Origin of the sequence: Lentibacillus daqui, assembly GCF_027186265.1 — a bacterium.
Classification (GTDB): Bacteria; Bacillota; Bacilli; order Bacillales; family Amphibacillaceae; genus Lentibacillus_C; species Lentibacillus_C daqui.
In genome coordinates this window covers 777,098-792,217 of record NZ_CP114176.1, presented here as the reverse complement: position 1 = coordinate 792,217, position 15,120 = coordinate 777,098, and the positions used below count along the sequence as shown (strand labels likewise).

General features: G+C 37.7%; 12 protein-coding genes and 1 pseudogene. 5 read left to right on the top strand and 8 right to left on the bottom strand.

The features are described 5' to 3' along the window. Positions 1-161 precede the first annotated feature (161 nt). From O2S85_RS04230 to pcrB, 6 genes are all read right to left on the bottom strand, one after another. Positions 162-302: a hypothetical protein gene (locus O2S85_RS04230; RefSeq protein ID WP_269411467.1), complete on the bottom strand. Its 141-nt coding sequence runs from the start codon at positions 300-302 to the stop codon at positions 162-164. Positions 303-315: 13 nt separating this feature from the next. Then, positions 316-1,581, bottom strand: a complete 1,266-nt coding sequence (locus O2S85_RS04225; RefSeq protein WP_269411466.1) for a helix-turn-helix domain-containing protein — start codon at positions 1,579-1,581, stop codon at positions 316-318. A gap of 434 nt (positions 1,582-2,015) precedes the next feature. Beyond that, complete coding sequence (locus tag O2S85_RS04220) at positions 2,016-3,200, bottom strand: CamS family sex pheromone protein (protein WP_269411465.1); 1,185 nt, start codon at positions 3,198-3,200, stop codon at positions 2,016-2,018. Between the two features lie 57 nt (positions 3,201-3,257). Continuing rightward, positions 3,258-5,258 (bottom strand): NAD-dependent DNA ligase LigA, encoded by a 2,001-nt coding sequence (gene ligA, locus O2S85_RS04215; RefSeq protein WP_269411464.1) that lies wholly within the window; start codon positions 5,256-5,258, stop codon positions 3,258-3,260. Between the two features lie 15 nt (positions 5,259-5,273). After that, entirely contained in the window at positions 5,274-7,496 is a 2,223-nt protein-coding gene (pcrA, locus tag O2S85_RS04210) for a DNA helicase PcrA (protein ID WP_269411463.1), read from the bottom strand. A 101-nt stretch (positions 7,497-7,597) separates the two neighbouring features. Continuing rightward, a complete protein-coding gene (gene pcrB, locus O2S85_RS04205) occupies positions 7,598-8,272 on the bottom strand; it encodes a heptaprenylglyceryl phosphate synthase (protein ID WP_269412468.1) in 675 nt (224 codons plus the stop codon). Positions 8,273-8,602: 330 nt separating this feature from the next. Between pcrB and O2S85_RS18745 the strand changes: the two genes are divergently transcribed. Both O2S85_RS18745 and O2S85_RS18740 read left to right on the top strand, forming a co-directional pair. After that, positions 8,603-8,944: a response regulator transcription factor gene (locus tag O2S85_RS18745; protein WP_367746857.1), complete on the top strand. Its 342-nt coding sequence runs from the start codon at positions 8,603-8,605 to the stop codon at positions 8,942-8,944. Positions 8,945-9,059: 115 nt separating this feature from the next. Further along, positions 9,060-9,284: a winged helix-turn-helix domain-containing protein gene (locus O2S85_RS18740; RefSeq protein ID WP_367746858.1), complete on the top strand. Its 225-nt coding sequence runs from the start codon at positions 9,060-9,062 to the stop codon at positions 9,282-9,284. 137 nt (positions 9,285-9,421) lie between these two features. On the opposite strand, the gene O2S85_RS04195 is transcribed toward O2S85_RS18740, so the two are convergent. Together O2S85_RS04195 and rocF are read right to left on the bottom strand one after the other, a co-directional pair. Then, complete coding sequence (locus O2S85_RS04195; protein WP_269411462.1) at positions 9,422-9,733, bottom strand: hypothetical protein; 312 nt, start codon at positions 9,731-9,733, stop codon at positions 9,422-9,424. 380 nt (positions 9,734-10,113) lie between these two features. Beyond that, positions 10,114-10,977: pseudogene (gene rocF / locus O2S85_RS04190) on the bottom strand (arginase). Between the two features lie 379 nt (positions 10,978-11,356). Here rocF and O2S85_RS04185 point away from each other — a divergent pair. The 3 genes from O2S85_RS04185 to O2S85_RS04175 are packed head-to-tail and all read left to right on the top strand — an operon-like array spanning position 11,357 to position 15,040. Further along, positions 11,357-12,679: an aspartate aminotransferase family protein gene (locus O2S85_RS04185; protein ID WP_269411461.1), complete on the top strand. Its 1,323-nt coding sequence runs from the start codon at positions 11,357-11,359 to the stop codon at positions 12,677-12,679. A 41-nt stretch (positions 12,680-12,720) separates the two neighbouring features. Next, positions 12,721-14,208 (top strand): Na+/H+ antiporter NhaC, encoded by a 1,488-nt coding sequence (gene nhaC / locus O2S85_RS04180; protein ID WP_269411460.1) that lies wholly within the window; start codon positions 12,721-12,723, stop codon positions 14,206-14,208. A 13-nt stretch (positions 14,209-14,221) separates the two neighbouring features. Next, positions 14,222-15,040 carry a histidinol-phosphatase HisJ family protein gene (locus tag O2S85_RS04175; protein WP_269411459.1) on the top strand — a complete coding sequence of 273 codons (819 nt, stop codon included), beginning with the start codon at positions 14,222-14,224 and terminating at the stop codon, positions 15,038-15,040. The last annotated feature ends 80 nt before the right edge of the window (positions 15,041-15,120 follow it).

Genomic DNA, 15,120 nt, shown 5'->3' with positions numbered 1-15,120 from the left:
CAGTATCAATCGCTTACCCCACCTTTATCAACCGGAAAACCTAATATATCAACCAAATTATTATGTAGGAACAAAAAAAGTCCCGAAACGGGTTCCAATCCATTTCGGGAATCATCATCATAGTAATAGGGTAATAGACTAAAAACTTTGATACTTAGTGATTAAAATGAAGAGCCGTGACTGCTGATTGATAGAACACCAGGTTCTCTATCCATTGCCAGATCTGATGAATTATCTTGGGTGAACAAAAATCCTGTAGCCAATAGGGCACCCAAGGCTACTGTTGCGATAATCTTTTTCAACTTTATCCCCCCTTTAAATAATCGTAAATTGTTCATAAGCTAAATTAGCTTGCTTATAAAATTTGGTTGCTTCCTTGTACCTGCGTAACTGTTCATAATGTTTGCCCATAAGTTCTGCGTAGGTGACAAGGTTTGCATAGTCTTTATGTTTCTCCAAATATGGAATAAACTTATTAATCACTAAATCTTCAAATTCCTCCCTATCATTCTCAAGTGCATAATAATAGGTATAAGTTATATAATAAAATAATTTATACTGCTCAATATTAACAGCATTCTCCATCAAGTTCAGACTTAATTTAACACAATCCCTCGCCTTATCGTAATCATCAATATTGTAATATTCCCTAATTAAACATGTGATGGCAGCTAGTCTTTCTTCTATAGCTAATTGCTCATCATTCATTATTTTACTATAGAACTTGATTGCTTTACTTGTTTCACCTTTAGTTGAGTATAAACTTCCCAGATTTTGGTTTGTTAATTGAATCAGTTGATTATTTTCACTTAATTTTCCTAAGTGTGATGCCAAATTGTAATTCTTAATCGCTTTCTCATACATCATCAGTCGCCGATAAGAAATGCCCAACAAAATATGGCACTGTGCACATCTCATAAAATTATATTTTTTTTGGAATACATCCAATGCCTTATTTGCATATTCAATTGATTCAAGCGTATTTCGCAACTTACTATGTGTTACCGAAATCGTATACTGCAAGTCGGCAACTTCCTCTTCTGACAATTCCAGTTGGTTCAGCTTTTCTTCTGCAAGTTCATACATTCGCATCGCTTGAATAAATTCCCCTACAATTGAATTGTAGTTTCCTTTAAACTTATACCAATAAAATTGATGCAGGTTATCAAATGTGCTAAATAAATCTGCCAGACTATTCATTTGTGTCAGTGCCGTTTCGTAATCACCTAGAATAAGGAAGTAACGTATCTTATGTATCTCGAACATGACCAGATTCTCGGAATGTGTATCTTCCATTAGCTCCTCTAGTTCATTATACCGGCGAACAATTTCTTCTCTATCACTGACCTCGTACAGGCGACTGAACCACTCCTGGCATTTTTCCTTGATGGTCATTTCCTTTTCGTTATCCAGCTGTATGCCAAGACGTGAGCATAAAAGACTAATGATTTCCGGACTTGCCTCTGTTTTACCGTTTTCAATCTTGGATAAGTAGGCAAAGGATACAATTCCTTCTGCTAGCTCCGCCTGGGTCATTTCCTGTTTGATACGGTGTAATTTGATGTATGATCCTATTTCCATCTATGTACCCACCTCTCAGACCGGATTCGAAAATAAATTCATCAAGGTTTCTATATTTATATAATAGCATGAATTACCGAAAATTCATATTGGGAAAATTGAAGGGCTTTTAAGCAGATTATCGATCAAAATATATAATGACTTTCCTGAAATGGGGAAAGTTATGCAAAAATAGGACCTTCTTCTGCAATATTTTACCAAAACCGGCCTTGTTGTTATATTTTGTTTTTATATGTCTTATGCCCCGTCCTACGTTCATATTCTGTTGTTCTTTTTTGGAGTTAGGACATCTGCACCATCAAACAAAGATAATCTGTTCACATTGAAGAGGAGCTTGTGCACTTTGCATAAGCTCCTCTTCAATGTGATTTCTTCTGTCATTCTGCAATCCAGGTCGATATGTTATCGTGTTACAGAAATAACTTTACACCATTCTAATCAAAAATATGAACAGTTGGATCATCGTCCCCGGCACTGCGGTAAATCACACTTTCCACTTCATTATTGGCGGTGATTTTCACTTCTATATCATAGTAATCCGGAAACATTTCCTTGATCAGTCCATAAGCGTATTGTGTAAATCCAATGACTTCCCCTTTTCCGTAGAATTCAATCGGGATTTCCAAAGTAAGTTTTTTCAAGTCCCCATCAATATAGAAACCATCACCGATCACACCGACATAGTTGGGGAAGAAATCTTGAATTTCCTTGCCAAAATCCTCAATTAACTTGTTATCGTCAAAATACTTGTCCGCCGATTTATCGTCTGGGAATAGTACATGCTCTTCCTTGATATTGTCCCAATCATCAATGGTCGATTTCCCGGCTTTTACCGCTGTTTTGGCTACATAGTTTCCCGGAACTGGCGAACCTTCTTCTCCTTCACGATACAAAGCAATTAAAACTGGCACATCCTTTAATTCATCGATGCCACGGAGTTTCTTTAGCACCTTTTGCGCCATTTCTTCTCCTTGTTTCATCATTTCATCTTTACTAATCTTCTCGTAATGATACGGACCGCCTTCTTCTGCCTGAAACTTGTAAACCGACTTAAGGGCAAGCCCAATCGATATTCCTTCCAATTTTGCAGCATTCTTATCATTCTTGGTCAAATAATTTTGCTCCAGAATATGGGATAAATATCGTGGATGATCACGAAAATATTTTTCCCTCTCTTTTTTCCCTTTTTTATCTTTTGGATCCTTATCCGGGTTCAAGCCATCAATCAAATCGTAAACTGTTTCCTCATCCAAATACTGCCCTTCCTGGTAATAATATTTTTTCGGATCGTATACGGTTTTGGATTGTCGTCTTAATCCTTCTTCCATTTCATCTATATCCAGGCGGTTTCCCATTTGATCAAGGATAACTCCCCTGACCGCACTTGTTTTATAAGGAAGGATCATCCGATAGGTTTCTTCTGATAATTGATAACTGGGCACAATTGATTTTTCCTTATTGGCTGTTTCATTCTTTTTTTGCACGACTTCCTCATCATCATTCATCCTTGGTGCACAGCTCGCCAATAATAATAGCGAACATAGGAGAACTACACATAATTTCTTCACCATTTCCACTCCCTGATCCTCAAACGTAAGATCCCGCACATACCATAGCATGTTCCGGGACTGCAGCCGGATATGGATCATCCTATCCGGCGGGGCTGTCTATCTCGATCATTCCAAAGCTTCTTTTAACTGTTCCTCATCCCAGATAGTCACGCCGAGTTTTTGTGCTTTGTCATATTTTGAGCCGGCATCGACTCCAGCAATCACGAAATCTGTTTTTTTACTAACACTACTGGTAACTGATCCGCCCAAATTCTCGATTAGCGTTTTAGCCTCTTGCCGGGTGTAGTTTTCCATTTTTCCCGTCAATACGAAGGTCTTTCCAGCAAAAATGGAATCACTCGTCCGTTCGGAACGTTTCACACCGGTGTATTCCATGTTAACGCCAAGTTCGCGTAATTCATTCAGGAGGTCGGTTACCTTTTGTTCGGAAAAATATTGGACAATAGAATCAGCCATTTTTTCCCCAATTTCATCAATTGCAATTAAATCTTCCATCGTAGCCTGTTGCAATTTTTCCATAGTTTCAAATTCCTCAGCCAGTGTCTTTGCTGCTTTAGCACCAACAAAGCGGATACCTAGCCCGAATAATAATCGCTCCAGTGAATTCGCTTTTGAAGCATCAATAGCTTTTAGCAAATTATCAACTGATTTTTCTCCCATACGCTCCAGGTTCAACAGTTCTTCCCGGTCCAACCTGTATATATCGGCAATTGTTTTGACTAAATTCTCCCGGAAAAGCTGCTGGATTACTTTTTCACCCAACCCATCGATATTCATTGCATTGCGGGAGACAAAATGGATCAGTCCCTCTTTTAACTGGGCCGGACAATTAGGATTGATGCAACGGAGTGCTACTTCTTCCTCCAACCGTACCAGTTCATTACCACATGCCGGGCATTCAGTTGGCATGTGAAATTCCTGTTCTTCCCCTGTCCGTTTTTCCTCGACAACACGGACAACTTCCGGAATAATATCACCGGCCTTTTTAATAATAACCTTATCGCCAATCCGAATATCTTTGGCCCGAATGAGGTCTTCATTATGCAGTGATGCCCGTTTTACCGTTGTACCAGCAACCCTTACCGCATCCAAAACAGCGGTTGGGGTGACAACACCAGTACGGCCGACACTTAGTTCAATATCCCTTAATGTAGTAAGCACCTCTTCAGCAGGAAATTTATAAGCAATCGCCCAGCGTGGATTTTTTGCCGTATAGCCCAGTTCTTCTTGTTGGTCTAAATTATCTACCTTGATAACAATCCCGTCAATTTCATAGCTTAAATTCGGACGTTCTTTCGTCCAATATTCCACATACTCCAGCACCTCGTCAATCGTTTGGCATTTGCGCCATTCGGGATTTGTTTTTAATCCCAGTTTCTGCAAATACTCCAGCCGTTCGCTATGACTTTCGATAGTTCCTGCCTGCCATTCGCCAACACCATATAAGAAGATATCCAGATTACGGCTTGCAGCAATTTTAGGATCGAGCTGCCGAAGTGATCCTGCCGCAGCATTACGGGGATTGGCAAACGGTTCTTCGCCATTTTCTTCTCGCTGTTTATTTAACGCCAGAAAAGATTTGTGTGGCATAAAGACTTCGCCACGCACTTCAATCGTTTCTGTATCTTTTATTGTTAATGGAATACTGCGCACCGTTCGCAAATTGGACGTGATATCCTCACCGGTTGTCCCATCTCCACGAGTCGCTCCACGGGTGAATTTGCCATTTTCATACAACAGGGAAACGGCCAGCCCATCAATTTTCAGTTCACAAACGTAGCTGATTGGCTGATCGCATCCTTCACGGGCACGGCGGTCAAAGTCACGCAAATCATTGACATTAAAGGCATTTCCCAGGCTTAGCATCGGGACATTATGCCGGACTTTTCGAAAAGCATCCAGCGGTTCCCCGCCAACACGCTGGGTCGGGGAGTCGGATGTAATCAGCTCCGGGAATTCAGCCTCTATTTTTTGTAACTCTTGCAGCTTTTGATCGTACTCCGAGTCAGGAACGCTTGGTTTATCCAGAACATAATATTCATAACTGTATTGATTTAATAATTCTTTCAGGGCAGTTATTTTTTCCTGAGCCTGCTCTTTATTCATCGACAAAACACCTTTCTACTGCTTCGTAATGGGTGCAAATTTTGCTAATAATCGTTTGATTCCTGTTGGTGCTGGAAACGCAATATCCAGTTCCATGGAATCACCTTCTCCTTCTACCTTGACGACCGTACCGACACCCCATTTTTTGTGCATTGCTTTGTCACCAGGCTTCCACGTTTGACTTTGTGCACCAGTAGTCTCTTGCATTTTTTGAGCCTTCCGTTTCAATGGTTGACTAACAGCCGCTTTTTCCTGTTTTGCAATACTGCCAAACATGGTTTGATGGACCTCTTCCATTCCGTCAATTAGTTCTTCCGGGATTTCATTGATAAACCGGCTGATTGGATTCATATTGGTTCTGCCATATAATGTGCGCATTTTTGCGTGCGTTAAATACAGTTCTTTTTCCGCGCGGGTAATACCCACATAGGCAAGACGACGCTCCTCTTCCATTTCATTATCATCGAACAGAGAACGGCTATGCGGAAAGACATTTTCTTCCATACCAATTAAAAAGACAACCGGAAATTCCAATCCTTTCGCTGCATGTAATGTCATAAGGGTGATTTTTTCTTCCTGGTCAGCGTCATCATCGTCAACCCGGTCAATATCAGCGATTAAAGCAAGATCTGTCAAAAAGGCGACAAGTGTCTTATCTTCACTGCTTGCTTCAAAGTCCTTCGTTACCGTCATGAATTCTTCCAAGTTTTCCAGGCGGCTTTGTGACTCAAGGGTGTTTTCGTTTTTTAACATGGTTTCATAGCCTGTCCGTTCCAACACAGCCTCTACCATATCGGTTGCAGTTAGAAATTCCTGTTGTTGTGATAATGTACGGATCAATGTCGTAAATTCCTCCATTGCTTTTGCCGCTTTCTTGGACACACCAGTCAAAGCAATGTCTTTTACCGCTTCGTAAAAGGATAAATCATGTTCTGTTGCATAGTCACGCAGGCGATCGATGGATGTTTTGCCGATGCCCCGCTTTGGAACATTGACGACCCGTTCAAAGCTGATATCATCATCCGGATTCGTAATTAGTCGCAAATATGCAGTCAAATCTTTAATTTCTTTTCGCTCATAGAATTTTTGACCGCCGACCATTTGATAAGGAATCGTTGACTTCATCAAGGTTGCCTCAATGGCTCGCGATTGGGCGTTCGTCCGATATAAAATAGCGATATCGCTTGGTGAGTAGCCTTGTTCATTTGTAAGTTCCTGGATCTTATCGGTCACAAACAAAGCCTCTTCCTGTTCCGTAGCCCCTTGGTAATATTTGATCTGTTTGCCTTCATCATTTTCGGTCCACAAATTTTTCGGTTTACGGCCGGGATTATTGCGAATGACCTGGTTGGCTGCATCCAAAATCGATTTGGTCGATCGGTAATTTTGTTCCAGGTAAATCGTTCGTGCAGTGGGATAATCTTGTTCAAATGACAGGATGTTTTGAATATCTGCACCGCGCCATGCATAAATGGATTGATCCGAATCACCGACAACACATAGATTCTGGAACCGATTGGCCAATTGTTTCACTAAATAGTATTGGGCATGGTTGGTATCCTGATACTCATCGACATGGATATACTGAAACCTCCGTTGATAGTATTCAAGGACTTCCGGAACCCGTTTAAATAAGTGGATCGTTTGCATAATTAAATCATCAAAGTCAAGGGACTGATTTTTTTGCAATATCTTTTGATAAGCTTGATAAATTTTTGCTACCTGCCGTTCATAAAAGTTGCCAACCTTATTACTGTATGCTTCCGGTGTAACCAGTTCATTTTTCGCGGAACTAATTTGTCCCAGCATTGCCCGCGGATCAAATTTTTTCGGATCGATGTTCAAATTCTTTAGGATCTGCTTGATAACGGATAGCTGATCACTACTGTCCAGAATTGTAAAGTTGCGATTATAACCAATCCGGTCAATATCACGGCGTAAAATCCGCACACACATGGAGTGGAAGGTAGATACCCAAATTTGTTCACTTCCTGCTCCAACCAGCTTACGGACACGTTCCTTCATTTCCCTGGCAGCTTTATTGGTAAAAGTGATCGCCAGTACATTTCGTGGCGCAACATCTTTTTCATGCAATAAATAAGCAATCCGATGGGTTAACACACGGGTTTTGCCACTGCCTGCCCCAGCCATAATCAATAATGGTCCATCCGTATGCTTAACAGCCGCACGCTGCTCTTTATTTAATCCGTTTAGTAAGTCATCTGTGGTTTGACTCACACTAACACCACCTTTAAGAGGTTGTTCAAAAACACCGGTTAAAATGAAACTTCAAGATAAAGAATCTCCTACTAATTACCGCCCGTTTTTGAACACGCAATTTAATTTTTCACTGCTTTTACTGTCTTTAGCGCTTGTTTCAAGTTTGTATATATACTATTTCCGACGATTACCACATCAGCATGTTCATGCATTTTTGCAGCCTGTTCTTTGGTTTCAATGCCACCACCATAAAATAGCATTGTCTCGTTCAACTCATTTTTCACCTGTTTGACGAGCTCAGGGTCTCCGTATGTGCCACTATATTCCATATAAAAGATTGGTAAATGAAAGACATGCTCAGCCATATAAGCATAGGCAATTACATCATCTGTATCAGGCAATTCGCAACTGGTTTTGCTGAATGCTTTTGCCTGTTCGTTTAAGATGCAATATCCCTCAACGAAAATTTCATTCCAATCCATGATGTCTTTATATTGTTTAATGGCCTGATGTTGGATATCCATCATCCACTTCTTATCCGTTGCATTGAATACCATCGGAATAAAATAATAATCAAATCCAGGTGTAATAGCCTCCATATTGGAAATCTCCAATAGACAAGGAACCGTATAACGGCGTATGCGTGATAATAAATCCAGCACACCATCCAATGTAACATGATCGGTTCCGCCAACCATGATGGCATCTGTTCCTGATTCACATATTTTCTCCAAGTTTTCATTGGAAATTTCCTTCGCCGGATCCAATTTAAATATGTGCTTCCATTCCTTCATTTCATTATACAATGATTTAATCCTCCATTATCGTAATCCATTCATCTATTATAGCAAAAAATAAGGGTGAAAATTAGTGTAAAGTGATGGTTTTTAGTTGGCTGTTTGATGAAAGATTTTTTCAAACTAAGACCGCCGTTGACATAGAATTCGGGTTTGAGTGGGTTTATGTTTTATCCGTACCGTGAAAAAGAATCAAAATAATTTCTTGTTCATTTTTAACATGCCACGCATTCATGCTCCGATTCTAGTATTACGGATTAAAAAACAAAAACACGCTATAATTGGTTATAATCAACAGTAATAGTTTTTCAAAGACAGGTGACGACTATGAATGAGGGTAAAAGGATTTTAATAGTTGAAGACGATCAAGAAATTGGTAGGCTACTAAGTGTAATTTTAACAAAATCAGGCATGGTTTCGGTTCTGGCTTATTCTGGTACAGAAGGGCTGTTACAGTTGCAAAATAATACATACGATTTAATTATATTGGACTTGATGTTACCAGGAGTAAGCGGGGAAGAATTAATAAACCATGTCAGGAAAGAGAGTTACATTCCAATTATTGTAATTTCAGCCAAGATTGATATAGAAGATAAAGTACAAGTATTGAAAATGGGGGCAGACGATTATATAACCAAGCCCTTTAATCAAGAAGAGGTTGTTGGCTAGAGTTGAAGTTCAATTACGTAAATCAATTGCTAATTCATCGCGAACGGCGGAGAAAGTATGACGTGGACTGAACATTAACCCGGGGAAACTATCTGTATCTTTAGAAAACAACGAGTTGCAATTAACGAATGCAGAATTTGATATTCTGTCCTTATTGGTAAATCATCCGGAGCATGCTTTTTCCAAAAAGGAGATTTATGAAAGAATCTGGAAAGGGACCTACTTAGGCGATGACAATACCATTAGTGTTCATGTCTCCAATCTTCGCAAAAAAATTGCTGAAATCACTTCTGATGAGTATATAAAAACAATTTGGGGAGTAGGCTTCATGCTGGTTTAATTTTCTTTAGATTTCTTTATGTTTTGCTTAAGGGAAATTAAAGATACCTAAGCTAAACTACTGGACAGTAAAAAGTTCTGAACACTAAGAAGCCAGTGAATCGTCCTCAAAATCAGGTGTTTCCTGCTTACATTGAATTATTTGCGTATGGATAAATGCGGATTTTGGGCAAACAGGTAAAAAATAGACCGCTGCAAATAAGCCTTCACCGTAGCTTCGGAGATGACTGCTTTGGAGGGTGTCCGCAAGTAAAGAAAGAGCAGACCAGGGACACGATGGGAATAACGAATCGAAATCAGCTGTAACAGCCCCATGGCGATACAGCTGCACATCACGTATCCTTCGATGGCTTTGATGGCCAACTGGATGTTTTCTTTATCTTTTGCGTCCGTAATCTGCTCTAACGGATGCGCTTTGTCCTTTTTTAAATAACGGTTCAGCTTTGACATCAATTTACTCCAGAAATGATAACCGAAACCATTGATGACCTGTTTCATTTCTCGGAAAGTAGATTCGATTTTGAAGCGATGTCCATATAACTGGATGATCTTTTCCGGTAAGTTAGGCTATTAGATATATTCGCCAGAAAGGGTTATTTTCCTGCATTTTCTTGTTAGAACTCTTCACTGTCCAGTAAAAACAATAAAAATAAAAACGGTCACTTATGAAATGCAAATGACCGTTTTTATTTTTATCAAACTATTAGATTAATTCTTGTCTGTCATTAAAAAATCAATCAAAGAGGCACCGATTATTTAATTACTCCATAAAAAAATTTAATACATCAATTGATAGTTTTTATTGTAATGGTGTTTATCTATAGAATTAATTACAATGTTTCACTATTTATACGTCGATTTGTATAGGAGGGCTCTAACAATTTTTCACCAAATAAAGAACCGATAAGTGCTACAGCTACAGTAGCTGTTTTATTTCTTTCATCAAGAATTGGATTTACTTCAACGAATTCAGCTGAAGTAATTATTTTAGCATCTTCTAACATTCCATTGCTAGGTGACTCTCACGATAGCTAATGCCGCCTAATACTGGAGTTCTAACACCAGGACAATCAACGGGATCTAATCCATCCAAATCCAATGATAAATGTACACCATCTGTTTCTTTAAGATAATCAATAGTTTCTTGTATAACCTGAGTCATTCCTAATTTATCAATTTCGTGCATTGTATAAACCTTTATTCCAATTTCCTGAATAAATTCTTTTTCACCATCATCAAGGTCACGAGCACCAATGATAACTACATTTTTAGGTTTTATCTTAGGGATACTGCCACCAATATTGGTGAGAGAAGGATGTCCATACCCTAAAATAGCTGCGTGTGTCATACCATGAATATTCCCAGATGGAGAAGTATCAGGTACATTCAAATCTCCGTGTGCATCATACCAGATAACACCAAGGAATAATTCTGAGTTACTCCTGCCATTGTTCCGATTGCAATACTATGATCTCCTAAAATGAGCGGAAACTCATCTTTTTTGATAATTTCATCTACCTGTTCTTGTAATTTTAAATTAGTCTTTCTGATTGCATCTAAGTTTTTCAAGTTAGTGGACGGATTATCCTCCACACCTGTTTGAGCAATATCAATGTTCCCAAGGTCGTTCACAGAATGACCGATTTTTTTAACCGATCTGTTATCCCTGCATATCGAATTGTATCCGGGGCCATGTTTACTCCTCTCTTTGATTGTCCTAATATAATTACCTCCCAACTAAATATAAGAACATTTTAATCATTTGGACTATTTGTATCAACTTAACAAAAATTGTTTATAAATATACAGGAATAGTTTATTAAACTATGCGTTCGCGAAATAGAAAATTCCTTGAAAGTATGTAACCCTCTATCCTTTACGAAGATTAAAATAGATTATTTAATTAATTTTTGTATTATTATAAAATTATTAGTGAAATATACGAAATAACCTTTACCAAATCCATTCTTTTTTACTATAAAAATATTTTATAGATTGAGTTTGACTGAATAGTAACTCTATGGAAAAATCAAATCAAATATTTAAAATCTTTGAAAATGGGAGATGTGATTAATGATTGATTGGAAAACAATAGATGAAGAGGGACTGTTAGCACCAACAATGGCTAAAGATTTTCCCAATCTTCCCGTTAAAAGCTCTGAAGGGTTTTATTATATCGGTATAGATGGGCGTAAATATTTGGATTTCACTTCTGGAATTGCAACAGAAAATACGGGGCATAGACATCCAAAGGTTGTTGCAGCTATTAAAAACCAGGTGGATCATTTACTCCATGGTCCAATTGGTATTATTAATTATGAATCTATTCTTCAATTAGCAAAAAAGTTAAAAACTATTTTACCAGATTCGTTAGATTGTTTCTTCTTTGGTAATAGTGGTTCTGAAGCCGTTGAAGGAGCTGTTAAGTTAGCTAGACATGTGACGAAAAGGCCCTATGTTGTTTCATTCTTAGGAGGGTTTCATGGAAGAACAATGGGGGCGTTGAGCCTGACTTCTTCCAAAAGTAAGTATAGAAGAAATTTACCTGTTGGCGGTAATATGTCGTATCAATTGCCTTACGCACAGATTACAGAGACCCCTGCAGGAGAAGACCCAGAAGTTTATTGGTCCGAACATGTTGAAAAAGATTTTAATCGGTTATTTAGTCATCAAGTTGACCCGGAAGAAGTTGCGGCAGTTATTTTAGAGCCAGTATTGGGTGAAGGAGGGTATGTTATTCCTCCGCAAGCCTGGTTAAAGAAAATTCGTGGAATTTGCAATAAGCATGATATTTTATTGATATTTGATGAAATTCAAACAGGTTTTGGAAGGACCGGTGACTGGTTTGCGGCAAATAGATTTGGAGTAATTCCAGATATTATGGCAATCGCAAAAGGAATAGCCAGTGGGCTACCGTTGAGTGCTACAGTGGCTTCTAAAAAGCTGATGGAGCAATGGACAATTGGGAGTCATAGTACAACTTTTGGAGGAAATCCAGTTGCATGTGCAGCTGCATGTGTAACTATTGATGTATTAAAAGATGAAAATCTAATTAAAAATTCTAGAATTTTAGGGGCTTATGCATTGGAAAAGTTAGAAAAACTGAAAGAAAATCACCCAGTGATTGGTAATGTACGAGGGATTGGATTGATGTTAGGGGTTGAAATTATTCATCCAGTGACTGGTGAACCAAATGGAGAAGGATTAATGAAGATACTTAAAAAATGTCTTGATAAAGGAGTAATCCTCTACCTAAGTGGAAATAAAGGCGAGGTAATACGAATGATGCCACCACTAACGATAGATAAAAAACATTTGGAACAAGGTATTTCTATAATTGATGACGCGATATCGGAATATGAGTTAGAAATGAGTATAATCAATGCAAATAATTAAATAGGAATAAGAAACTACTTTTACACAAGGTGGAATCTATTATGAAAGAAAAAATAAAAAGAAAACCCTCATTAATGGAAGCGCTGTCATCAGTGATTGTGTTGTTAGTTATTTTCTTTTTTGGGACATTAGCAGATTTACCAGCGCCTGCATTAATTGCCATAGCAGTTGCTTATTTAATATTTATAGGTTGGAGATGTGGGTATACATGGAAAGAAATGGAGGAATATACTGCAGGTAAAATTAAATCAGCAATTCCCGCTATGTCAATTTTAATAGCAGTTGGATTTTTACTTGGTTCATGGATGTTTTCTGGAACGATTCCTATGTTTATTTATTATGGAGTACAATTAGTAAGTGAACAATGGATTTTAGCTTCTGCGTTCATATTATGTGCAGTTTTTTCTATGAGCACAGGTACTGCTTGGGGTTCAGCTGCTACAGCAGGAATTACTATGATGGGTATTGCTATGGGGATGCCAAATGTAAATGTTGCAGCAGTAGCAGGTGCATGTTATACGGGAGCAATATTTGGAGATAAGTTATCACCATTATCTGATACAACGATTTTAGCAGCATTATCCACAAAAAATGATATTTTCGATCATATTAAGCACATGACTAAAACCGTTATTCCAGCTGCAATATTAGGTTTAATTATATACATTGTTATGGGGATAAATGCTAGTGCAACCGGCCACGGATTACCTGATGAAACATTACATCTATTAGACACATTAAATACAGCTTATGACTGGAATATTGTTGTTTTAATCCCGTTATTTATTGTGATTTACGGTGCTATAAGAAAAAAACCGTCTACTGTAATGATGGTTTTATCATCCATTGTAGCAATATTAATTGGTATTTTCTATCAGGGATATGCGTTGGTAGATGGGGTTATTGCTCTTTATGATGGATTTGATTTAAGTATGATTGAAAGTGCAAACCCCGCATTTATAGCCTCTGATGCGGGCGCTGGAGCAACTGAATTATTGAATAGAGGCGGACTAGCTTCTATGTTGCAAGCATTTATCGTGATTTATATTTGTTTTTACTTTGCCGGAGTTATGGAACAAATAGGTGCTTTAGAAGTTTTGTTAGGGAAGTTATTTGAGTCTATAAAGACAAGATTTGGTTTGATATTTGCGACCTCAATTTCAGTAGTCTTTTTAGTGGCGGTAGGTGGAAGTTCGACTTTAGCATTAATACTTACTGGTGAAATGTATTCTGATAAGTTCAAAAAGATGGGATACTCAACTTTGAATTTATCTAGAACTATGGAGGACTTTGGGACTGGTTTTGCTGGTTTTGTACCATGGTCAGGTTCTGGTGTATACTATCCAGCTGTATTTGGAGTTCCTATTATATCCTATTTACCGTATGCTTTTATGAGTTATTTTATTTGGATAATAGCATACCTTTACGCATTTACAGGCATTAGTATAAAACCTTTGGAAAACAAAACAAATAAACATATTTTAGAAAATAAAATAGATGATCAGGATTTCAAAAGTAAAGTAAATTAATGGAGGTATCATAATGATTGTCGACATGCATAACCATACGTATTGGTCAAGTGATTCAAATACACCCTTAAAAGACAATATTGAAACTGCGATTAGTAAAGGCATGAGAAGTATATGTATTACAGACCATCAAGACTATGACGCAACACCTTTTCCGCCAGATTATTTTACGTTTTTACTTAATGATACGGGCGAAACGAAACCATACGTTAATGAAATTCTTAATTACAAAGAATTATATAAAGATAAAATAGAAGTTCTATTGGGTATTGAATTAGGAATACAACCGCATTTGGTAGAAATGCTTAATCAGTATGCTTCCGAATATCCTTTTGATTTTATTATTGGTTCGACACATCGATTTAATGAATTAGATGCTGAGGATAAAAAGCATTATGAATCTGTATCAATTCAGGAGGCTTGTGAGAGTTATTTTGAACAGGAACTGATTAATCTAAAGGGTTTTAAGAATTGTGATGTTGTAGGACATATGGACTTTGTATTAAGATACTGTCCCGGAGCTGTAGAATATTTTTCATATTTAAAATTTGCGGATGTACTTGATGAAATTTTAAAAGAGGTTATTAGTTCAGGAAGAGGACTTGAATGCAACACATCTAAGTTTGTTACTAAGAATATGATTAATCCACATTTAGATATTTTTAAAAGATATTTTGAATTAGGTGGAGAAATTGTAACTTTTGGTTCTGATGCACATACTCCAGATAGAATAGGTGAAGGCTTCAATGAAATAAGTGAAAAATTAAAGAGTATGGGTTTAAAATATTATGCAGTATACAGAAATCGTGAACCAGAATTTTTTAAAATATAATCGAATTAGTTTAAGTTATTAATACATGTTAAACATACAGGTATTTAGCTGGTAATAATCTCAACCGGAGGTTTAAAAAA